Raw genomic sequence first — 19260 nt, 5'->3', positions numbered from 1 at the left:
GCGCAGCTTCACGAGCGCGCCCGGCGCTTCAACCAGCGCATCAGCGCGCCCACCACCGGCAGCTTTTCGTACAGCTCCTCGGCGGCGTCCCAGTAATCACGATGGAAGCTGGCGCGGCCGTCGGTGGCAAAGCGCAGCTGGGTCGCGCCGCGGATGGTCTGCGTCTGCGGCCCCATGCCGGGCGCGATGAACAAAAAGTCCCAGCTCATGAAGCACTGGTCGCCCTCGGCGACCACGTCGCGCACCACGAAGCGCGGCTGCTGCAACGCGGTGAACATGTGCTCGAAGATGGCGCGGATCGCCGGCAGGCCGCGCACCTCGTTGAACGGGTCCTTGAAGAAGGCGTCGGGCGTGTAGACCTCGGCCAGCGCGTCCAGCCCGGCCGGCTGCAGGCTTTCGTAATAGCGCACCAGCCGGTCGACGCGGGCGTCGGCATGGCGCGGCGTGACGTTCGCCGCGCCGCTCACAGCCCCGTCCCCTTGCGCACCGCCGCGAAATACCAGCGGTGCGGCAGCAGCCCCAGCAGCTTGAGCATGCGGGTGAAGCGCTTGGGGAAGTGGATCTCGAACTCGCCGCGCCGCCAGCCGACAATGATTTCCTGCGCCGCCTTGTCGGCCGTGATCAGGCCGGGCATCGGAAACTCGTTCTGCGCCGTCAGCGGCGTCTCGACAAAGCCGGGATTGACCACCGACACCGCCACGCCGCGCGGCTGCAGGTCCAGGTAAAGCGTCTCGGCCAGGTTGATGAGCGCCGCCTTGGTCGGCCCGTAGGCCAGCCCCTGCGGCAGGCCGCGAAAGCCGGCCACGCTGGAGATCAGGCTGATGTGACCGCTGCGTTGCGCCAGCAGCGTCGGCAGCACCGCGTCCAGCACATGCAGCGCGCCGACGTAGTTGATCTGCTGGTGGCGCAGCATGTCGGCCAGATCGAAGGCCGTGGCGCGCTGGGCGCGGTAGTGGCCGGCGCAATAGACCACGTGGTCGAGCCGGCCGTAGTGCTGGCGCAGCAGCCCGGCCGCGCGTGCCACCGCTTCGGGCTCGGTCACGTCCACCGGCAGCGCCAGCCCACCCGGATGGGTGTGGACAAAACGCTGCAGCGGCTCGGCCTGGCGCGCCGACACCGCGACCTTCGCACCCTGCGCCGCCAGTTGCTCGGCCAGCGCCAGCCCGATGCCGCTGGACGCGCCCACCAGCCAGACCACGCGACCGTTCCAGTCCTTGATGCCCGGGTTGAGTGACATGGCCGCCTCAACGCTTGTAGAACGACAGCGTGACTTCGCCCAGCCGGATGCCGAACTTGCTCATCTCGGCCTTGTTGAGCATCACCTTGTTGTCCATCAGGTACATCCAGTCGTTGAACTGCACGTGGTACGTCGTGCCATCGACCGGCAGGCTCAGGGTGTAGCGCCACTGCAGCGCGTTGCCGGCGGCCACGCCGAGGGCCTCGCCGACCACATCGTCAGCGCGGCCGGTGTAGCGGCCGTCGGCCCCGCGCGTCAGGCGCCAGACGCGGCGCTCGGTCTTGCCGTCGCTGTAGACGAAGTCCTCTTCCAGCACGCCCTGGTCACCTGTCCACGTGCCCTTCATCTTGACGGCGAAGCGGCGCACGACCTGGCCGGAGCGGTCGGTGAAGATGCCGTGGGCGTCCAGGTCGCCGTTGAAATACTCGCGCAGGTCGAGTTTCGGCGTCTGCGCGGCGTAGTCGCTCGGCTGCGGCGAGGCGCAGGCCAGCAGGCCGGCGCTGGTGAGGGCGAGCGCGGCCCAGCGCAGGCGGCGACTCCAGTGTTGGATGTTGATCATGTCGTGACTCCTTCAGGTTCCCATGCGGAGCGCCAGCGCCACAGCGCCGCCAACGCCAACAATTTCAATCCACAGGGCAGCAGCCCGTAGGCCCAGCCCAGCATCTGCAGCGCGGCCGGGTCACGCGCGCCCGGCTCATAGCCAGCCCACTGCAGCAGCGGCAACGCCAAGCCGGCGGCCAGCGCCAGATTCAGCTTGGTCGCGCTGTTCCACCAGCCGAAGTAGGCGCCTTCATCGGCGCCGGCGTGGCCGCTTTGGTGGATGACGCGCGCCAGCAGCGCGCCTGGCAACGCCAGATCGGCGCCCAGCGTCAGGCCGCTGGCCATGCAGATCAGCAGGAACCAGGGTGCATCGCCCGCGCCCAGTCGACCCGCGCCCATGAACGCCAGCACTGCCAGCGCCATGCCCAGCGCCCAGCAGCGGCTCAGGCCCCAGCGCCGCACCAGCCGTACCCACAGTGGCAGCGACAGCGCGCCGCAGGCAAAGTAGGCCGCCAGCAAGCCACCCTCCCAGGCCGGTGCCTGCAGGCGGTCGCGCACAAAGAACAGCAGCAGCGTGGCCGGCACCGCGCTGGCAATGCCGTTGAACATGAACACCCCCAGCAGGCGCCGGAACGCCTTCACCCGCCACGGCTGCAGCAGGCGCGCGAGCCCGGTGTCCTGAGATGAATGTGGCGCGTGTGCGGCCCGATCCGGCCTGGGCGCGCGGTGCAGCGCCCACCAGCCCAGCAGCAGCGCGGCGGCGAACACGCCGGTCGTGACCGGCAGGCCCGCCAGGCTCGGCAACACGCTGGCCAGCAGCACGCCGGCCAGCGCCGCGCCTTCGCGCCACGCCACCCAGCCGCTCTGCGCCGCATCGCCACCACCCAGCCGCGCGCCCCAGGCCTGATGCAGCACGGTGGAAAAGCTGTAGGCCAGGTAGGTCAGCACCAGCGCGGCGGCGCACCACGCCAGCAGAGCGGTCTGGTGCGCAGGCTGGAAAGGCGGAAAGAAGATCGCGACGAAGCCCAGCAACAGCACCAGCGCCGCCACGCCCAGCGCACGCCGCGCCACCGCCGCGCCACGCGACAGCAGCGCATCAGCCCAGCGGCCGATGAACGGATCGACCAGGGCATCGAGCCCGCGCACCGCCAGCAGCAAGGCGCCGAGGGTCGCCAGCGGCATGCCGAACTGCTCGGCGTAATGGTGCGGCAGCAGCACGTAGAGCGGCAGCGCCACGAAGGCCAACGGCAGGCCCAGCGCGCCATAGGCCAGCCCGGCGCGGCTCACTGGGCCAGGCCCAGCAAGGCGTCGCGCAGCGCCGGCTCGCGGCTGCGCGGCGACAGCCAGATGCCGAAGAAGCGCGAGGGAAACGCTGCGTCGGCCAGCGTGCGGGTCGGCCGGCCGTTGTGAAAGAAGCTCACACCCTGCCCCGGCCGATGCACGCCCAGCAGCCGGTCGCCGGGCTGCACATCCGGGAAAGCCGCACGCATGAAATCGAGCCAGATGCCGGCCTGGGCGTCAGAGAAATCGGCGATGCGGCGCATCTCGGAGATCGTCTTGTCGGCGATCTCGACACCGCGCAGCGCGCGGGCGTAGATCAGCTCCAGCGCGAATTCACGCGTGGCGTAGTCGTCGGCGCGCACGGGGCTGGCGCTCCACAGGCGGCCGTCATAGACCTGCAGGCCAAACCAGCGATAGCGCATCTGGCCCTGCAACTGCACGCCGGGCAGCGGGCTGGCCAGCTCGGGCGGCGGCGCGGTCTTGTCTTGCGCAACGGCGCTGAACGCAGCAGCCAACAGGCCACCGGCCAGCCGCCTGAGCGCGCGGCGGCGTTCTGCAACGGTGACGGCTGGCCGCATGTCAGGCCTCAAGGCCGGCGCAGCGTGAACTGCACGACATTGGTGTTGCCGGTGTCGAAGGCCGCTTCGCAGTAGGCCAGGTAGAACTCCCAGGTGCGCATGAAGGCAACGTCGAAACCGAGCTTGAGCACCTCGCGCTCCTCGGCCAGGAAGCGTTCGCGCCAGCGGCGCAGGGTTTCGGCGTAGTCGGGGCCGAAGGCGAAGCTGCGCTCGACCACCAGCCCGGCACGCTCGGCGGCCAGGCGAAACTCCAGTTCGCTGGGCAGCATGCCGCCGGGGAAGATGTACTGCTGGATGAAGTCGGTCGAGCGCACGTAGCGCTCGAACAGGTCGTCGCGGATGGTGATGCTCTGGATGCAGGCGCGGCCGCCCGGCTTGAGGCAGCGGTGCACGGTCTCGAAGTACGACGGCCAGTAGGTGCGGCCCACCGCCTCGAACATCTCGATCGAGATCACGGCGTCGAACGGTGCATCCGCCACGTCGCGGTAGTCCTGCAGGCGCAGGTCGGCGGCGTCGGCCACGCCGGCGGCGGCCATGCGCTGGCGGGCGTAGTCGAGCTGTTCGGTCGACAGCGTCACGCCGGTCAGGTGCGCCTGGCGGTCCCGTGCCGCCGCTTCGGCCACCGCGCCCCAGCCACAGCCGATTTCGAGCACGCGCTGGCCGGGCTGCAGCTGGGTTTCATCGAGCGCGCGGCGCACCTTGGCGTGCTGGGCTTCGGGCAGCGGACGGGCCAGGTCGCCGTCGAACCAGGCGCTGGAGTAGTTCATCGTCTCATCCAGCCAGCGCTGGTAGAAGCGGTTGCCCAGGTCGTAGTGCGCGTGGATGTTGCGCTTGCTGCCACTGCGGCTGTTGCGGTTGAAGGCGTGCTTGACGCGGTAGAGCAATGCGCCCCACCAGGAGCCGTAGATGACCGATTCGATCCGCTCGCGGTTGCTGATGAACAGGCGCAGCAGCGCGGCCAGGTCGGGCGTGGTCCAGTCGCCGCGGATATAGCTCTCGGCAAAGCCGATGTCGCCCGACTTGAGCGCCGCCGAGCACACGTGCCAGTTGTGCAACCGGATGGCTGCACGCGGCGCCTCGCCATTGCCCATGCGGGCGTGCGAGCCGTCGGGCAGTTGCACTTCCAGCGTGCCCTGCTCGATCTTCTCCAGCAGCTTGAAGACCGCACGCGCGGCGGCGGGCGCGAGGTGCAACTCAGGCAGCGCAGGCGCCGTGAGCTTGGAACGGGTGGCGGAATCAGTCATGGCGATAGTGCGATAGGAGCAATCGGGCGGTGAAACGGAACGGTCAGCGGCTGACCAAGGCCGATGGCGGCACCGGCTTGCGGAAGAAGGGCACGCGCTTGAGCCACAGCCGCAGCGCCTGCCAGTGGATGCGTGCCATCACGCCCAGCGTCAGCGCCGGCATGGCCACGCTGACGCGCCAGAGCGAGGCGCGCGTCAAGGGCTGCAACTCGCCACTGACGCTGGTCTGCAGCAGCGGGCCCTGGGCGTCGTCGTGCTCGATGCGCACGACAGTGCGCTCGCCGTGACCGGCGCGGGCTGCGGTGCGCATGAAGCGGAAGCGGTATTCGCCCTGCACGGCGCAGAAGGGCGAGACGTGGAAAACCTTGTCAGCACGCAGCTCGCGGCCCCAACCCAGCGTCGGGCCATGCAGCAGGTAGCAGTGGCGCTCGCCGAAGGTGTTGTTGACCTCGGCCAGCACCGCCTTGAGCGTGCCGTCGGCGGCGTGCGCGTACCAGAAACTGACCGGCTTGAAGGCATAGCCCAATACGCGCGGGTAGGTGTGCAGCCAGACTTCTCCGTCGGCGTCGGTGATACCGGCCTCGGCCAGCAGCGACTCGAACCACGCCAACGCGTCGTCACCGCCCACGCCATGGTCGCGGTCCTGAAAGCTGACCCAGCCGGCACGGTTGCGCGCCAGCCCGGGCACGTTGCGCCCGCGCAGGCTGCGCATCGGCAGCATCAGGAACCAGGTCGGGTAGCGGAACTCGTGCGCCACCGGCCGCAGCCGCGCATGGCGCACCAAGCCCCGGCCGATCAACGGCAGGTGGGCGGGCGATGGCGTCTGCGCGGTCATGGCAGGCTGAAACTGAGGCTCAAGCGGCGAGCCGCTCAACACCGGCGGCCCATTGCGCACGCAGGCCGGCCGCCACGGCCAGGCCGGATTTCAGGCCGTCTTCGTGAAAACCGTAGCCCGTCCAGGCGCCGCAGAACCAGCTGTGCTGCCGGCCCTGCAGCGCCGGCAGTCGGGCCTGGGCGTGGATGGCGGCGCGGTCGAATACCGGGTGGGCGTAGTCGAAGCGGGCCAGCACCTTGCCGGCCTGCGGCGCGCGCACCGGGTTGAGCGACACCACCACCGGCTGCTGGAAAGGCAGCGGCTGCAGGCGGTTGAGCAGGTAGTGCAGGCAGACGCCGGAGCCTTCGACCTCGGGTTGCGCGGCGTGCTCGTAGTTCCAGGCGGCCCAGGCACGTGGGCGGCGCGGCAGCTGGGCCGTATCGGTGTGCAGCACGGCGCGGTTGGGGTGATAGGCGATGGCGCCAAGTACCGCGCGCTCGTCGGCGCTGGCGTCGTCGCCCAGGATGCGCAGCGTCTGGTCGGAGTGGCTGGCGAAGACGACTTCATCGAAGTGCTCGGCCCCCGCCGGGCTGTGCACCATCACGCCCTGACCCGTGCCATGGCGGCGCACCGAGTACACCGGACTGGACAGGCGCAGGTCGGCGATGCGCGGCAGCATGCGCTGCACGTAGTTGCGCGCGCCGCCCTTGACCGTGTACCACTGCGGCCGGTCGGTGACCTGCAGCAGGCCATGGTTATGGCAGAAGCGGATCATGGTGGCGATGGGGAAGCGCAGCATCTGCTCGGTCGGGCAGGACCAGATGCAGCCGATCATCGGCAGGAAGTACCAGCGCCGGAAGGTGTCGGAGAAGCGGTGCTCGTCGAGGAAATCGGCAATGCTCTGCTGCAGCTGGGCTTCGCTGCCGCTGCGCGCCAGTTCGGTGGTGAGGCGGTTGAAGCGCGTCAGCTCCCACAGCATGCCCAGGAAACGCGGGCGCACCAGGTTGCGGCGCTGGGCGAAGACGGTGTTGAGATCGCAGCCGCTCCACTCCAGCGCACCGCGCTCGGCCTGCACCGAGAACGACATGTCCGACGGCGCGGTCTCGACGCCCAGATCGGCAAACAGCTTGATCAGGTTCGGGTAGGTGCGCTCGTTGAAGACCAGGAAGCCGGTGTCGACGCCCTGCGTGATGGGCAGGCCATCTACGGCGGGCAGGGTCACGTCCACGGTGTGGGTATGACCACCGACGTAGTCGGCGGCCTCGAACAGCGTGACGCGGCACGGGTCGGCCGGGTCACTCAGCTGCCAGGCGGTGGACAGGCCGGAAATACCCGACCCGATGATTGCTATGCGTCGCATGACTCAGACCTTGACGGCGGGATGAAAGAAAAAAACCGCGCAGCGGCCTGAAGCTCAATAGAGAAGAGGGAGAGATGAGGAGAAGAGCCGCTTCAGGCGGGGCTGCCAGCCGGAACGGCAGGCTGCGCGGTTGAAAAGGGTAGGTGTCGTTTGTTGCAGTTCGTGCAAGGAAAGCCGTGAAGAGACCTTACGCAGCCCAGGGCGAAGTGGATGCAGACAAGTCTGCACCCACTCAGATCGGGCCCCGATTTGTCTTGGGCAAATTGAAACATAAAAGCTATATTAAGCTTTAAATCACCTTCATTCAATGTTTTGTCTTGGACAAAATGACAAAATAGCGCTGTTGCAATGTTGATCTGTCCATCATGAACGACCGTGCGGCCGCCTCCAGCCTGCTTCTCAACATCGCCGCCGTCGAACGCGACACCCGCATCGGCAAAGACACGCTGCGCGCCTGGGAGCGGCGCTATGGTTTTCCACAGCCGCAGCGTGACCGCCACGACGAGCGGCTCTACCCGCCCGAGCAGGTCGAGCGGCTGCGCGTCATCAAGCGCCTACTGGACGCCGGCCACCGGCCTGGGCGCGTGGTGGCGCTGGAGCTGGACGAACTGCAGCGCCTGGGCGGGCCAGTCGGCGGCGCCACCGTCCGCCGAGGCAACGCCGGCATGGCGTACGACTTGGCAGCCGACGCACCCGACAGCGAAACCGCCCAGCTGGTGCAGATCCTGCGCAGCCATGAGCCCAGCCACCTGCGCCGCGCCCTGCGGCAGAGCCTGCTGCGAGTCGGCCTGGCGCGCTTCGTGACCGACGTGGCGGTACCGCTGGTGCAGGCGGTCGGGCAGATCTGGGCGCGCGGCGAGTTGCAGATCTTCGAGGAGCACCTGTGCAGCGAGGTGCTGGAGAACACGCTGCGCGCCGCACTGGCCTCCGTGCCCGAGCCGACGCCACTGAGCGCACCGCGCGTGCTGCTGTCGACTTTTCCCGGCGAGACGCACAGCCTGGCACTGGTGATGGCCGAGGCCCTGTTTTCGGTCGAATCCTGCGCCTGCATGAACCTGGGCCGCCAGACACCGCTGCAGGATCTGGCCCTGGCGGCACGCGCCTGCCGGGCCGACATCGTCGCCTTGAGTTTTTCCGCTGCCGGCCAACCCGGTCAGGTGGCCGACGCACTGGGCGAATTGCGCACGCTGTTGCCCGCATCGGTTGAAATCTGGGCCGGCTGCCCCCATGCTGCCCTGCATCGCCGCGGCCTGGACGGCGTGCTGCTGCTGGGCGGCCTGGGGCAGATTACCGAGCAAGTGGGCCGCTGGCGCCAGGGCCGCGCCTGATCACGCATGACCGCAAGTGACACTTGTGTCACGACGCGCTCCTACAATCCTTTTCATCCCTTTCAGAGAGTGTTCGCCATGCTCTATCCCGAACTTTTCAAGCAACTCGAAGCCGTGCGTTGGAACATGGACACCGACATTCCATGGGATAAATTCGACGCCGCCACGCTCACCGAGGAGCAGGCCCAGACCATCAAGATGAACGCGATCACCGAGTGGGCGGCGCTGCCGGCCACCGAGATGTTCCTGCGTGACAACCGCGATGACAGCGATTTCAGCGCCTTCATGAGCGTGTGGTTCTTCGAGGAGCAGAAGCACTCGCTGGTGCTGATGGAGTACCTGCGCCGCTTCCGGCCCGACCTGGTGCCCACCGAGGCCGAACTGCACGAAGTCCGCTTCGAGTTCGACCCCGCCCCCGCCCTGGAGACGCTGATGCTGCACTTCTGCGGCGAGATCCGCCTCAACCACTGGTACCGCCGCGCCGCCGAATGGCACACCGAGCCGGTCATCAAGGCGATCTACGAGACCCTGGCGCGTGACGAAGCCCGCCACGGCGGCGCCTACCTGCGCTACATGAAGCGCGCCATGCAGAAGTTCGGCGACGAGGCGCGTGCCGCGTTTGCCAAGGTCGGCGTGCTGATGGCCAGCGCCCGCCGCACCGCGCAGGCATTGCACCCGACCAACCTGCACGTCAACGCCGCGCTGTTTCCGCGCGACACCGTGCAGAGCCGCCTGCCCGATCCGGCATGGCTGGAAGCGTGGCTGGACACGCAGATCCAGTTCGACAGCGTCTGGGAGAGCAAGGTGGTCGACCGCATCCTGCACAACATGAGCCTGCTGATGGAGCGCAGCTTCACCAGCGTGCAGGAGCTCAACCGCTTCCGCAAGGAAATGATGGCGCGCGTGGCGGCAGACACCGCTGCCGGCGCAGCAGGCGCCCAGCCAGCCTGAACGGATGAGCGTTCGGCGCTGGGCCTGCCTGGAAAGCGTGCGGCGGCATGACCCGCTGCAACGCGTGCCGGCCTGGCTGCAGCGCGGCGCTCAAGCACCATCGCGCGTAGGCAGCGTGGCGCGCGCCCACCTGCCCTGGCTGGCTCAGCACCTGAGCGACTGCAGCCGCGTTCAGCCCGACGGGCTCTGGCTGCAATGGCCCGAGTCCGCCGAAGCAGACCTGGCCCTGCGCCTGCACCAACTGCACCGCCAGCGCCAGGCCGACGGTCTGCTGCCCGGCTGGCGCGACGAGGCCTACGCGATGGTCGACCTCGACGCCCACCCGCCCGGCACCCCACTGCCGGCGGTGCTGGTGCGCATCGAGCGCGCCGCCTCGCGCTTCTGGGGCACGCTGACGCTGGGTGCGCACTGCAACGGCTACGTGGCCGATGCGCAAGGCCGGCCCACCCATCTGTGGATCGCCCGGCGCTCGTACAGCAAGGCCACCGACCCGGGCCGGCTCGACAACCTGATCGGCGGCGGCGTGCCGATCGGCCAGACGCCGTTCGAGGCACTGGTGCGCGAAGGCTGGGAAGAAGCCGGACTGGCGGCCGTGCACATGCGACAGGCCCGCGCTGGCGGCGTCTACGCGCTGCTGGCCGACATTCCCGAAGGCCTGCAGCGCGAACACCTGCACGTCTTCGACCTCGCCATGCCCGACGGCCTGACGCCACAGAACCAGGACGGCGAGGTGCACGAGTTCCTGCGCCTGAGCATCGACGACGCGCTGGCGCTGGCCGTGGGCGTTGAAATGACGGTCGACGCCGCCCTGACCACACTCGACTTCGCGCTGCGCCACGGCCTGCTGCCTGCCGACGAACACGCGTGCCTGCAGGCCGCCACCGCCGTGCTGCGCGAACCGTTGACCGAACCGTCGACATCAACGCCGGGCGGGCACTGACCGGCGGTCATTCAGTGTTTTTCTACGCTTGCGTCAAGGTCGGTGAACCTGATCCAGCTTAGGCGCCCATAAGCTCCGCAGCTGTTGAAACTGTTTCGACGGCCCGCATGAAAACCACCATCACCCCGCCTGCTGCCCGCTACTCGGGCACAGCCATTGCCGTGCACTGGCTGCTGGGAATCGCCATCGTGGCCATGTTCGGCATGGGCCTCTACATGACGGATCTTCCGTTCTCGCCCCAGCGGCTCAAGCTCTACAACTGGCACAAATGGGCGGGTGTGACGATCCTGGTGCTGTCGGCCCTGCGCCTGCTGTGGCGCCTGACGCACCGCCCGCCGGCACTGCCGGCGCACATCAACGACGCCATGCCCGCTTGGCAACGCGTAGCCCACCACGGCACGCACCACCTGATGTATTTGCTGTTCTTCGCCGTGCCGCTGACCGGCTGGGCCTACAGCTCGGCGGCGGGCTTCCCCATCGTCTGGTTCGGCGTGCTGCAACTGCCGGATTTGATGGCGGTGGACAAGGAGTTCGCCCAGGTCATCAAGCCCTTCCATGAACTCTGCGCCAAGGGGCTAGCGCTGCTGGTGGTGCTGCACGTGGCGGCAGCCCTCAAGCACCATTTCATCGACCGCGATGGCCTGCTGACCCGCATGGGCATCGGCCGCGCCTGAAACGCCAGCCGACCCGCACCTCAAAGGATTCACCATGAAATACAACTTCATCCGCTCTGCCGCCCTGCTCGGTCTGGCTGCGCTGGCCAGCGCCTCGGCACTCGCCCAGCAGAAGCTCGACGCTGCCAAGAGCGAGATCCTGTTCACCAGCAAGCAGATGGGCGTGCCGGTCGACGGCCGCTTCAAGAAGTTCGACGCCCAGCTGGCCTTCGACCCCAAGAAGCCCGAGGGCGGCAAGGTCAGCTTCAGCATCGACATGAACAGCGCCACGCTGGGCGTGCCCGAGACCGATGTCGAGCTGCCCAAGTCGGTCTGGTTCAACGTGCCCAAGTTCCCGCAGGCCACCTTCCAGTCGAGCGCCATCAAGGGCCTGGGCGGCGGCAAGTTCGAAGTCACCGGCAAGCTCGCCATCAAAGGCGCCACCAAGGATGTGGTCGTGCCGGTGGCGCTGACCCAGGCCGGCGGCATCACCACCGCGGTGGGCAGCTTCCCGATCAAGCGGCTCGATTTCAAGATCGGCGAAGGCGACTGGGCCGACACGTCCATGGTCGCCAACGACGTGCAAGTGAAGTTCAAGCTCACGCTCAGCGGCGTGGGCGCGCTCTGAGCGCTTTTCCGTTCCTGTTCCCTTTTTTACCTCACCCCACACCAAGGAGTCATTCCATGAAGAAAACCCTGCTCGCTTTCGCCGCCCTTGCCGCCCTGACCACGGGTGCAGCCCAGGCTGAAGTCGTGTCCTACGCCATCGAGCCGACGCACACCTTCGTGACGTTCGAGATCGACCACTTCGGCACCTCGACCAACCGAGGCCGCTTCGACAAGAAAGAAGGCTCGGTGCAGTTCGACCGCGCCGGCAAGTCGGGCAAAGTGGACGTGACCATCGATGTCACCTCCATCAACACGGGCACCGGTCCGTTTGACGGCCACCTCAAGAGCGCCGAGATCCTCGACGCCGCCAAGTACCCGACCGCGCGTTTCGTCGGCGACAAGTTCGTCTTCAACGGTGACAAGGTCAGCGAAGTGCAAGGCCAGTTCACGCTGAAGGGCAAGACCCTGCCGGTCACGCTCAAGGCCAACAAGTTCAACTGCTACATGAACCCGATGGTCAAGCGCGAAGTCTGCGGCGGCGACTTCGAAGCCACCATCAAGCGCAGCCAGTGGGGCGCTGACTACGGCATCAACTACGGCTTCTCGGACGACATGCGTCTGGTGGTTCAGGTCGAAGCCGTCAAGCAGTGATCAGTACGGCTTCGGCCGTCAAGCTCACACCCCGCGTTCGCGGGGTGTGAGTGCTGTGGCCAGTCCCGGCCCACGGGCTCCGCGCCGCGTGTGGCGGGACATGCGCAACGGGCGGTGCGAACGCATGCCCAGGAGCAGCGCCGGCAACAGCAACAACGTCAGCAGCGCCGCCATCACGGCGCCTGCGGTCACGCTCAGCGTCAGCAAAACCGTCAGCAGCAAGCGCATCCAACCGGAAGGTTGACCCAGAAGCCGGAGCAGCGTGGAAGGGGCAAGAGGCGACATGCGGACTCCTTGAGCAGAACGAAACCGACCGTGAAAAACATCATGCGCGCTTGGTTGGCGGTAATGACGTTTATCACTTTATCCTGAATCGAACACCCTTGAAGTGAAAAATTCAATTTTTCACACCGGCGTCACATCACGCCAAACCCTCAGGCGCAGCCCTGGGCTGACGCGGTAACGCTCGCCCCGGTAGTGCGCATCAAGTGCATCCAGCACCTGCACCACCGCACGCGCATCGCACGCCGCCAGCCACTCGAACGGCCCGGCGGGGTAGTTGACACCCAGCTTCATGGCGGCGTCAGCGCCCTGGGCGTCGCACACGCCCTGATGGACGGCGTCCGAGGCCTCGTTGATGAGCATGGCGACCGTGCGCGCCACCACCAGCCCCGGCGCATCGGCCATCGGCTGTGGTGCCAGACCGGCCCAGCGCAGCCATTGCGCTGCCTGCGCAATCCACGCCTCGCCCGCCTGCGCGGCCACGCTCACCGCGACGCGGGTGCCCGCCACCCAGGGCGCTGACGCGACCGCGCTGGCGATCGGCCAGTCCATCAGCACCAGGTCGGCAGGCGCGCCCTCGGCCACGCACTGCGTGGCGGGCCGGCCATCGGTCAGCGCCAGCCGGGCCTGGTCGACCTGCAGGCCGGTCCAGTCGCTGGCCGCTGCGCGCTCGAAGACGCAGTCCTCAGCCTGCAACCGTGCCGCCCATTGCTCGGCCACATGGCCCCGGCCATGGACGACGATGCGTTCGGCCGCTGGCCGCTCTGCGGTGACAACCGCATCTGCCGTGGCGATAGGCACAGCCGCGCTGTAGTCATAGAAACCCCGCCCGCTCTTGCGCCCGAACAGGCCGGCGTCGACCAGTTCGCGCTGCACCAGCGAAGGCTGGTAGCGCTTGTCGCTGAAGTTGGCGGCGTAGACCGACTCGGTCACGGCAAAGTTGGTGTCGTGGCCGATCAGGTCCATCAACTCGCACGGCCCCATGCGGAAACCCGCCGCGCGCAGGCAGGCGTCCAGCAGCGCGGGCGTCGCGGCCTGCTCCTGCAGCAGCGCCAGCGTTTCGGCGTAATACGGCCGGGCGATGCGGTTGACGATGAAACCCGGCGTCGAGCGCGTGTGCACCGGCGTCTTGCCCCAGTGGCGCGCCAGCGCCTCGATCTGCTGCGCCACCGCCGGCGCGGTCTGCAGGCCGGAGACGACCTCGACCAGCTTCATCAGCGGCACTGGGTTGAAGAAATGCATGCCGACGACGCGACCCGGATGCCGCAAGCCGTTCGCCAGCGCGGTGACGGAAATCGACGAAGTGTTGGACGCCAGCACGCAGTCGGCGCCGACCACCGCTTCCAGTTCGCGCAGCAGTGCGCGCTTGGCGTCGAGGCGCTCGACGATGGCCTCGACCACCAGCCCGGCATCGGCGGCATCGGCCAGCGTCTCGGCCACGCCCAGGCGTGCGGCGCTGGCGCGGGCCGCCTCGGCGCTGATCTTGCCCTTGGCCGCGAGCTGGTCGAGCGTGGCGGCGAGCTTCTCGCAGGCCGCTGCCGCCGCACCGGCACGGGTGTCATAAAGGCGCACGGCGTGCCCCGCCTGCGCCGCCACCTGGGCAATGCCGGCGCCCATCAGGCCGGCACCGATCACCAGGACCGGCACGGGCGATGTGGAAGACGTGTTCACCACCGCGCTCATGACTGCGTCCAGTTCGGCGCACGCTTGCCCAGAAAGGCCGCGAAGCCTTCGCGCGCCTCATCGGTGCCGCGCACGCGGCTGATGGTCTGCGCGGTCAGCTCGCGCACCTCGGCGGTGACCGGGCCGGGCGCGAGTTGCGCCAGCAGCGTCTTGATCTCGGCCTGGGCCTGCGGTGCGCCGGCCAGCAGTTCGCGGATCTGGGCTTCGACCGCGGCATCCAGCTCGTCAGGCGACACCACCTGCTGCACCAGGCCGATCTGCAGCGCCTCGGCCGCGCCGATGCGCTGGGCCGTCAGCGCCAGCCGGCGCGCCTGGCGCCGGCCCACCGCGTTGACCACATACGGCCCGATCACCGCCGGCAGGATGCCGAAGCGCGCCTCGCTCACGGCGAACCTGGCCTCGGTGCTGGCCACCGCAATGTCGCAGGCGCAGGCCAGGCCCACGCCGCCGCCGAGCGCCACGCCCTGCACGCGGGCGAGGGTCGGTTTGGGGCTGGTGTCGATGGTGTGCAGCATCTGCGCGAAGCGGCGCGCGTCCTGCAGGTTCCACTCCAGCGTGGCGGTGCTGGCGCGCTGCATCCACTGCAGATCGGCGCCAGCGCTGAAGGCCTTGCCCTCACCGGCCAGCACGATGAGGCGCACCTGCGGGTCCTGGCTCAGGCTGCTGAAAGCCTGCTCCAGCTCGCCGATCATCTGTTCGTCGAAGGCGTTGAACACGGCCGGGCGGGCCATGGTGACGGTGGCAACGCCGCGCGCGTCACGATCGATCTTGAGGGTCTGCAAGCTCACACTCCTGGCTTCGATGGATGTCGCATCAGGCAATATATTTCCTGATGAAAAGGCACTATGCATGATAGTGCTCGACAACTCTCAAACCAAGCCGGGGAACTCGCGCCTGCGGGTAACTCCGGGGGACGGAGTGCAGGGGATAAAAGTCAGTGGATCAGCGAGTCAGCGTTTGCGATCCATGCGCAGCGCGAAGGCGACGCTGCGCTGATCGAAGCCGATGCGGCCGTAGTCGAAAGACTCATGCTTGCGACCCTTGTCGGTCTGGCGCTCCTGGAGGGGCGCGCGGCGCAGAGGCTGGTGTTCGGTGCGGAGCAGGTAATTCATGGCAGTCAATCCGAAAACGACGATGGGCTTGTTCAAAAAGGCCGTCTGAAGTGCGGCGTTGAGGACCACAACGGACCGGCCTGCGCATCGGATGACAAGAATTCATGGCGTTTTTCGTCTGACAGCGAAACAAAACTGCGGGAAATCCCTCAACAAGGATCGCACCGAGCACCGTTTACTAAACGAAACACGCTTTCTACACTTGTTCACTGTGACCAGCACCACCATCCGTGACATTGCCCTCGCCGCCGGCGTGTCGATCGGCACCGTCTCGCGCGCCCTCAAGAACCAGCGCGGCCTGTCCGACGACACCCGGCGCCACGTGCGCGCCGTGGCGCGGCAGCTCGGCTACGACAGCGACCGGCTGCGCTCGGGCCGGGCGCAGCGGCTGGTGTTCCTGGTGCACCGCCACCACAGCAGCTTTTCGGGCAACCCGTTCTTCGCCCAGGTGATGCATGGCGTCGAGGAGGCCTGCCGCGAGTTCGGCGTGGCGCCCACGCTGCTGACCGCCGGCCCGGCCGACCCGCTGCGCGACCTGCTGCGCCTGCACGAGCCCGACGCGCTGCTGGCCGCCGGCTACTTCGAGACCGAGTTGCTGCAGCTGCTGGCCGGCCTGGATTTGCCACTGGCGCTGGTCGACTCCTGGATGCCCGGCTGCGCGTCGGTCAACCCCGACAACGCCCAGGGCGGCTATCTGGCCACGCGGCATCTGATCGACATCGGCCGGCGCCGCATCGGCTTTCTGGCCGGGTCGCTGGCGCACTTCAGCATTCGCGAGCGCGAGCGCGGCTACCGGCGCGCGCTGTTCGAGGCCGCCATGCTGGCCGACCCCGATCTGGAAGTGATCGCCCCGCCCGGCCTCGACGCCACCCAGGGCGCCGAAGCCGCCATGCGCGCGCTGCTGCGGCTGCGCGAGCGGCCCGATGCGGTGTTCGCCTACAACGACACCTCGGCGCTGGCTGCGCTCAAGGTCTGCCAGGACGCCGGGCTGCGCGTGCCGCAGGACATCGCCATCGTCGGCTTCGACGACATTCCCGCCGCCGGCTTCGGTGCCACGCCGCTGACCACGCTGCGGGTCGACAAGGAAGCGCTCGGCCGCGCCGGGGTCGAGCTGATCCTGCGCGGCGCCGAGCTGCCGCAGGAATCCACCCTGCCGGTCGAGCTGATCGTGCGCCAGAGCACGGTGTCCACGGTGTCGTAACCGCATCCCTCACAGCCATTCACCAAGGAGCACGCCATGCGTTGGGGTTTCATCGGGGCCAGCAACATCGCCGAACGGGTGATCCCGTCGCTGCGCAAGATCGCCGGGCAGGAGTTGGTCGGCGTGGTGTCACGCAGCGCCGCCCGCGCGCAGGAATTTGCCGATCAGCAGGGCCTGTACAGCGCGCACACCGAGCTGGCCGAGCTGCTCGACCAGCGGCTGGACGCGGTCTACATCAGCTCGACCAACGAACAGCACCACGCCCAGACGCTGGCCGCGCTCGATGCCGGTTGCCACGTCATGTGCGAAAAGCCGCTGGCCATGACACTGCCCGACGCCGCGCAGATGCTGGCGCGCGCCCGCGAGCGCCACCGCGTGCTGGCCACCAACCACCACCTGCGCGGGCAGGCCGCGCACCAGCAGATCCGCGCGCTGATCGCCCAGGGCCGCATCGGCCGGGTGCACGGCGTGCAGGTCTCGCACGCGGTCTACCTGCCGCCGCACCTGCAGGGCTGGCGGCTGGATGCGCCGGGCGCCGGCGGCGGCGTGGTGCTCGACATCCTCGTCCATGACGCCGACCTGCTGCGCTACCTGCTCGGCCGGGAAGCGGTCGCGATCCAGACCGCCGTGCAGCACAACGGCATGGGCCAGGGCCCGGTCGAAGACGGCGCCATGAGCACGATCGAGTTCGAAGGCGGCGTGCTGGCACAGACGCACGAGAGCTTCGTCGCCCGCCACAGCGCGACGCGGCTGCACGTGCTGGGCACCGAGGGCAGCCTCTACGCCGAAGGCTCGCTCAGCCAGGCCGGCACCTCGCGCCTGTGGCTGCGCGATGCCGACGGCGAGCACAAGCTCTCGGTGCCACCGGTCGACCTGTACGAGGCCGGCTTCACCGCCTTCGTCAACGCCTGCGCCGGCCACGGCCAGCCGCTGGCCAGCGGCGCCGATGGTGAACGCTCGATGGCGATTGCCCTGGCCGCACTGGCCTCCGCTGCCAGCGGCCAGCGCCAGCGCATCGCCCCGGCGCCCTGAACCGATCACGCCCACCATGACCCCGCCCGACTTCCGATCGCCCGACTTCCTGCTCGGCCACATCCGTCACACGCTGGCGTTCTACGACACCCGCTGCGTCGACCCCAGCGGCGGCTTTTTCCACTTCTACAAGGACGACGGCACGGTCTACGACCGCCGCACACGCCATCTGGTCAGCAGCACCCGCTTCGTCTTCAACCACGCGATGGCGTGGCGGCGCTTCGGGCGCACAGAAGACCAGGCCCGCGTGCGCCACGGCCTGGCCTTTCTGCAACAGGCGCATGCGCAGCCGCAGGGCGGCTACGCCTGGCAGATCGACTGGGACGGCAGCCGCGCCACGGTGCAGGATGGCACCAACCACTGCTACGGCCTGGCCTTCGTGCTGCTGGCGCACGCGCATGCGGTGATGGCGGGCGTCGACGAAGCCCGCGCCGGGCTGGCGGCGGCCTTTGATCTGATGGAGCAACGCTTCTGGGAACCCACCCACAACCTCTACGCCGACGAGGCCACGCCCGACTGGATCGTCGGCCCCTACCGCGGCCAGAACGCCAACATGCACAGCTGCGAGGCGTTGATCGCCGCCTTCGATGCCACGCGTGAGCGCCAATACCTCGACCGCGCGCTGACGCTGGCCGAGTCGATCACGCAACGTCAGGCGGCCTTGGCCGGCGGCCTGGTCTGGGAGCATTACCGCGCCGACTGGTCGGTCGACGGGGACTACAACCGCGACGACAAAACCAACATCTTCCGCCCCTGGGGCTACCAGGTCGGCCACCTGACCGAGTGGGCCAAGCTGCTGCTGCAACTGGAGGCCCATCTGCCCGCCGCAGAACGCCCGGCGTGGATCGTGCCCACCGCACGCCACTTCTTCGACACGGCCATGCAGCACGGCTGGGACGCGCAACACGGCGGCTTGGTCTACGGCTTTGCGCCAGGCGGCGAAGTCTGCGACGCCGACAAGTACTTCTGGGTCCAGGCCGAGAGCTTTGCCGCCGCTGCGCTGCTGGCCGTGCGCACCGGCGACGCCCGTTGTTGGGACGCCTACCACCGCCTCTGGGCCTACAGCTGGGCGCACATGATCGACCATGAGCACGGCGCCTGGTATCGCATCCGCACGCCCGACAACCGCGCCTACTCCGACGAAAAAAGTCCCGCCGGCAAGACCGATTACCACACCATGGGCGCCTGCTACGACGTGCTGCGCGCCTTGAACGCCTGAGCCTGAACGGAAACCTGAGCATGACCGACACCCAGACCGCCGCGCTGCGCCGCGACATCGACCGCATGGCCGAGCAGGAGCGCCGCCTGCGGCTGGCGCATTTCGACGAATCGGTGGCCTGGACGCTCGGCGAGGCGCTCAAGCGCCGGGCCGAGGCGTGCGGCGCAGCCGTCACCATCGAAGTCCGCCTGGCGCGCGAGACCGTCTTCTTCCACGCCATGGCCGGCACCACGCCCGCCAACGCCGACTGGGCCCGGCGCAAGCGCAACGCGGTCGAGCTGCTGCAGCAGAGCTCCTACGCGCTCGGCCAGGCGCTGGCGCTCGAGGGCAGCTCGCTCGAAGCCAAGATGGGCCTGCCCACGCGCGACTACGGCTGCCACGGCGGCAGCTTTCCGCTGCGCCTGGTGGCCTCGGCGGGCGGCGCCTGCGTCGGCGTCGTCACCGTCTCGGGCCTGCCGCAGCGCGAGGACCACGCGATGGTCGTCGCCGAACTGGCGGCGTTGTGCGGTGTGGATGTGACCGATCTCGCGCTCGACTGAGAACCC

At 68.4% G+C, this 19260-nt stretch carries 22 protein-coding genes; 10 read left to right on the top strand and 12 right to left on the bottom strand.

All coding sequences use genetic code 11. The features are described from left to right. Positions 1-8 precede the first annotated feature (8 nt). Genes AC5IG3_RS01305 through AC5IG3_RS01270 form a run of 8 tightly spaced genes read right to left on the bottom strand, consistent with a single transcriptional unit; the run spans position 9 to position 7054 of the window. Positions 9-467: a nuclear transport factor 2 family protein gene (locus tag AC5IG3_RS01305; RefSeq protein WP_491897013.1), complete on the bottom strand. Its 459-nt coding sequence runs from the start codon at positions 465-467 to the stop codon at positions 9-11. Beyond that, positions 464-1237 carry an SDR family NAD(P)-dependent oxidoreductase gene (locus AC5IG3_RS01300; RefSeq protein ID WP_491897012.1) on the bottom strand — a complete coding sequence of 258 codons (774 nt, stop codon included), beginning with the start codon at positions 1235-1237 and terminating at the stop codon, positions 464-466. Before AC5IG3_RS01300 ends, AC5IG3_RS01305 begins: the two co-directional genes overlap by 4 nt. Positions 1238-1244: 7 nt before the next feature. Continuing rightward, on the bottom strand, positions 1245-1796 hold the full coding sequence (locus tag AC5IG3_RS01295) for a DUF3833 domain-containing protein (RefSeq protein ID WP_491897011.1): 552 nt from the start codon (positions 1794-1796) through the stop codon (positions 1245-1247). After that, positions 1793-3064, bottom strand: coding sequence for an MFS transporter (locus AC5IG3_RS01290; protein WP_491897010.1), 1272 nt, complete (start codon positions 3062-3064; stop codon positions 1793-1795). The genes AC5IG3_RS01295 and AC5IG3_RS01290 overlap by 4 nt, the downstream gene beginning before the upstream one ends. Continuing rightward, entirely contained in the window at positions 3061-3636 is a 576-nt protein-coding gene (locus AC5IG3_RS01285; protein ID WP_491897009.1) for a chalcone isomerase family protein, read from the bottom strand. The genes AC5IG3_RS01290 and AC5IG3_RS01285 overlap by 4 nt, the downstream gene beginning before the upstream one ends. 8 nt (positions 3637-3644) lie before the next feature. After that, the gene (locus AC5IG3_RS01280; RefSeq protein ID WP_491897008.1) at positions 3645-4880 is read right to left on the bottom strand and encodes a class I SAM-dependent methyltransferase; all 1236 of its coding nucleotides are present in this window, start codon (positions 4878-4880) and stop codon (positions 3645-3647) included. A gap of 43 nt (positions 4881-4923) precedes the next feature. Then, positions 4924-5715, bottom strand: a complete 792-nt coding sequence (locus AC5IG3_RS01275; RefSeq protein ID WP_491897007.1) for a DUF1365 domain-containing protein — start codon at positions 5713-5715, stop codon at positions 4924-4926. A gap of 19 nt (positions 5716-5734) precedes the next feature. Next, complete coding sequence (locus tag AC5IG3_RS01270) at positions 5735-7054, bottom strand: NAD(P)/FAD-dependent oxidoreductase (RefSeq protein ID WP_491897006.1); 1320 nt, start codon at positions 7052-7054, stop codon at positions 5735-5737. A gap of 365 nt (positions 7055-7419) precedes the next feature. Between AC5IG3_RS01270 and AC5IG3_RS01265 the strand changes: the two genes are divergently transcribed. From AC5IG3_RS01265 to AC5IG3_RS01240, 6 genes are all read left to right on the top strand, one after another. After that, positions 7420-8382, top strand: a complete 963-nt coding sequence (locus AC5IG3_RS01265) for a MerR family transcriptional regulator (protein WP_491897005.1) — start codon at positions 7420-7422, stop codon at positions 8380-8382. A gap of 78 nt (positions 8383-8460) precedes the next feature. Continuing rightward, positions 8461-9333 (top strand): ferritin family protein, encoded by an 873-nt coding sequence (locus AC5IG3_RS01260; RefSeq protein WP_491897004.1) that lies wholly within the window; start codon positions 8461-8463, stop codon positions 9331-9333. A gap of 4 nt (positions 9334-9337) precedes the next feature. After that, on the top strand, positions 9338-10273 hold the full coding sequence (locus AC5IG3_RS01255; RefSeq protein WP_491897003.1) for an NUDIX hydrolase: 936 nt from the start codon (positions 9338-9340) through the stop codon (positions 10271-10273). Positions 10274-10380: 107 nt separating this feature from the next. Beyond that, a complete protein-coding gene (locus AC5IG3_RS01250) occupies positions 10381-10947 on the top strand; it encodes a cytochrome b (RefSeq protein WP_491897002.1) in 567 nt (188 codons plus the stop codon). Between the two features lie 34 nt (positions 10948-10981). Further along, positions 10982-11554, top strand: a complete 573-nt coding sequence (locus AC5IG3_RS01245; protein ID WP_491897001.1) for a YceI family protein — start codon at positions 10982-10984, stop codon at positions 11552-11554. Between the two features lie 56 nt (positions 11555-11610). Further along, positions 11611-12186, top strand: a complete 576-nt coding sequence (locus AC5IG3_RS01240; protein WP_491897000.1) for a YceI family protein — start codon at positions 11611-11613, stop codon at positions 12184-12186. 24 nt (positions 12187-12210) lie between these two features. On the opposite strand, the gene AC5IG3_RS01235 is transcribed toward AC5IG3_RS01240, so the two are convergent. The 4 genes from AC5IG3_RS01235 to AC5IG3_RS01220 form a co-directional block, all read right to left on the bottom strand. Further along, a complete protein-coding gene (locus AC5IG3_RS01235) occupies positions 12211-12471 on the bottom strand; it encodes a hypothetical protein (protein WP_491896999.1) in 261 nt (86 codons plus the stop codon). 120 nt (positions 12472-12591) lie between these two features. Beyond that, complete coding sequence (locus AC5IG3_RS01230; protein WP_491896998.1) at positions 12592-14151, bottom strand: 3-hydroxyacyl-CoA dehydrogenase; 1560 nt, start codon at positions 14149-14151, stop codon at positions 12592-12594. Continuing rightward, positions 14148-14933, bottom strand: a complete 786-nt coding sequence (locus AC5IG3_RS01225; RefSeq protein ID WP_491896997.1) for an enoyl-CoA hydratase-related protein — start codon at positions 14931-14933, stop codon at positions 14148-14150. Before AC5IG3_RS01225 ends, AC5IG3_RS01230 begins: the two co-directional genes overlap by 4 nt. A gap of 168 nt (positions 14934-15101) precedes the next feature. Then, positions 15102-15263: a hypothetical protein gene (locus AC5IG3_RS01220; protein WP_491896996.1), complete on the bottom strand. Its 162-nt coding sequence runs from the start codon at positions 15261-15263 to the stop codon at positions 15102-15104. 211 nt (positions 15264-15474) lie between these two features. Here AC5IG3_RS01220 and AC5IG3_RS01215 point away from each other — a divergent pair, with 211 nt between their 5' ends. The 4 genes from AC5IG3_RS01215 to AC5IG3_RS01200 are packed head-to-tail and all read left to right on the top strand — an operon-like array spanning position 15475 to position 19254. Then, the gene (locus tag AC5IG3_RS01215) at positions 15475-16464 is read left to right on the top strand and encodes a LacI family DNA-binding transcriptional regulator (RefSeq protein WP_491896995.1); all 990 of its coding nucleotides are present in this window, start codon (positions 15475-15477) and stop codon (positions 16462-16464) included. 36 nt (positions 16465-16500) lie between these two features. Next, positions 16501-17496 (top strand): Gfo/Idh/MocA family protein, encoded by a 996-nt coding sequence (locus tag AC5IG3_RS01210; RefSeq protein ID WP_491896994.1) that lies wholly within the window; start codon positions 16501-16503, stop codon positions 17494-17496. A 16-nt stretch (positions 17497-17512) separates the two neighbouring features. Beyond that, the gene (locus AC5IG3_RS01205) at positions 17513-18715 is read left to right on the top strand and encodes an AGE family epimerase/isomerase (RefSeq protein ID WP_491896993.1); all 1203 of its coding nucleotides are present in this window, start codon (positions 17513-17515) and stop codon (positions 18713-18715) included. Positions 18716-18735: 20 nt separating this feature from the next. Beyond that, positions 18736-19254: a heme-degrading domain-containing protein gene (locus AC5IG3_RS01200; protein WP_491896992.1), complete on the top strand. Its 519-nt coding sequence runs from the start codon at positions 18736-18738 to the stop codon at positions 19252-19254. Positions 19255-19260: the final 6 nt, after the last annotated feature.

Source organism: Leptothrix sp. (in: b-proteobacteria) (genome assembly GCF_965250675.1).
Taxonomy (GTDB): Bacteria; Pseudomonadota; Gammaproteobacteria; order Burkholderiales; family Burkholderiaceae_C; genus Sphaerotilus.
This window is presented reverse-complemented; position numbering and strand designations above follow the sequence as displayed.

Bases quoted from the DNA above. Each gene is read 5' to 3' on its own strand.
- AC5IG3_RS01210 (WP_491896994.1), top strand. From the start codon at position 16,501: ATGCGTTGGGGTTTCATCGGGGCCAGCAACATCGCCGAACGGGTGATC.
- AC5IG3_RS01270 (WP_491897006.1), bottom strand. From the start codon at position 7,054: ATGCGACGCATAGCAATCATCGGGTCGGGTATTTCCGGCCTGTCCACC.
- AC5IG3_RS01285 (WP_491897009.1), bottom strand. From the start codon at position 3,636: ATGCGGCCAGCCGTCACCGTTGCAGAACGCCGCCGCGCGCTCAGGCGG.
- AC5IG3_RS01220 (WP_491896996.1), bottom strand. From the start codon at position 15,263: ATGAATTACCTGCTCCGCACCGAACACCAGCCTCTGCGCCGCGCGCCC.
- AC5IG3_RS01260 (WP_491897004.1), top strand. From the start codon at position 8,461: ATGCTCTATCCCGAACTTTTCAAGCAACTCGAAGCCGTGCGTTGGAAC.
- AC5IG3_RS01205 (WP_491896993.1), top strand. From the start codon at position 17,513: ATGACCCCGCCCGACTTCCGATCGCCCGACTTCCTGCTCGGCCACATC.
- AC5IG3_RS01245 (WP_491897001.1), top strand. From the start codon at position 10,982: ATGAAATACAACTTCATCCGCTCTGCCGCCCTGCTCGGTCTGGCTGCG.
- AC5IG3_RS01250 (WP_491897002.1), top strand. From the start codon at position 10,381: ATGAAAACCACCATCACCCCGCCTGCTGCCCGCTACTCGGGCACAGCC.
- AC5IG3_RS01255 (WP_491897003.1), top strand. From the start codon at position 9,338: ATGAGCGTTCGGCGCTGGGCCTGCCTGGAAAGCGTGCGGCGGCATGAC.
- AC5IG3_RS01295 (WP_491897011.1), bottom strand. From the start codon at position 1,796: ATGATCAACATCCAACACTGGAGTCGCCGCCTGCGCTGGGCCGCGCTC.
- AC5IG3_RS01265 (WP_491897005.1), top strand. From the start codon at position 7,420: ATGAACGACCGTGCGGCCGCCTCCAGCCTGCTTCTCAACATCGCCGCC.
- AC5IG3_RS01300 (WP_491897012.1), bottom strand. From the start codon at position 1,237: ATGTCACTCAACCCGGGCATCAAGGACTGGAACGGTCGCGTGGTCTGG.
- AC5IG3_RS01280 (WP_491897008.1), bottom strand. From the start codon at position 4,880: ATGACTGATTCCGCCACCCGTTCCAAGCTCACGGCGCCTGCGCTGCCT.
- AC5IG3_RS01235 (WP_491896999.1), bottom strand. From the start codon at position 12,471: ATGTCGCCTCTTGCCCCTTCCACGCTGCTCCGGCTTCTGGGTCAACCT.
- AC5IG3_RS01230 (WP_491896998.1), bottom strand. From the start codon at position 14,151: ATGAGCGCGGTGGTGAACACGTCTTCCACATCGCCCGTGCCGGTCCTG.
- AC5IG3_RS01275 (WP_491897007.1), bottom strand. From the start codon at position 5,715: ATGACCGCGCAGACGCCATCGCCCGCCCACCTGCCGTTGATCGGCCGG.
- AC5IG3_RS01240 (WP_491897000.1), top strand. From the start codon at position 11,611: ATGAAGAAAACCCTGCTCGCTTTCGCCGCCCTTGCCGCCCTGACCACG.
- AC5IG3_RS01200 (WP_491896992.1), top strand. From the start codon at position 18,736: ATGACCGACACCCAGACCGCCGCGCTGCGCCGCGACATCGACCGCATG.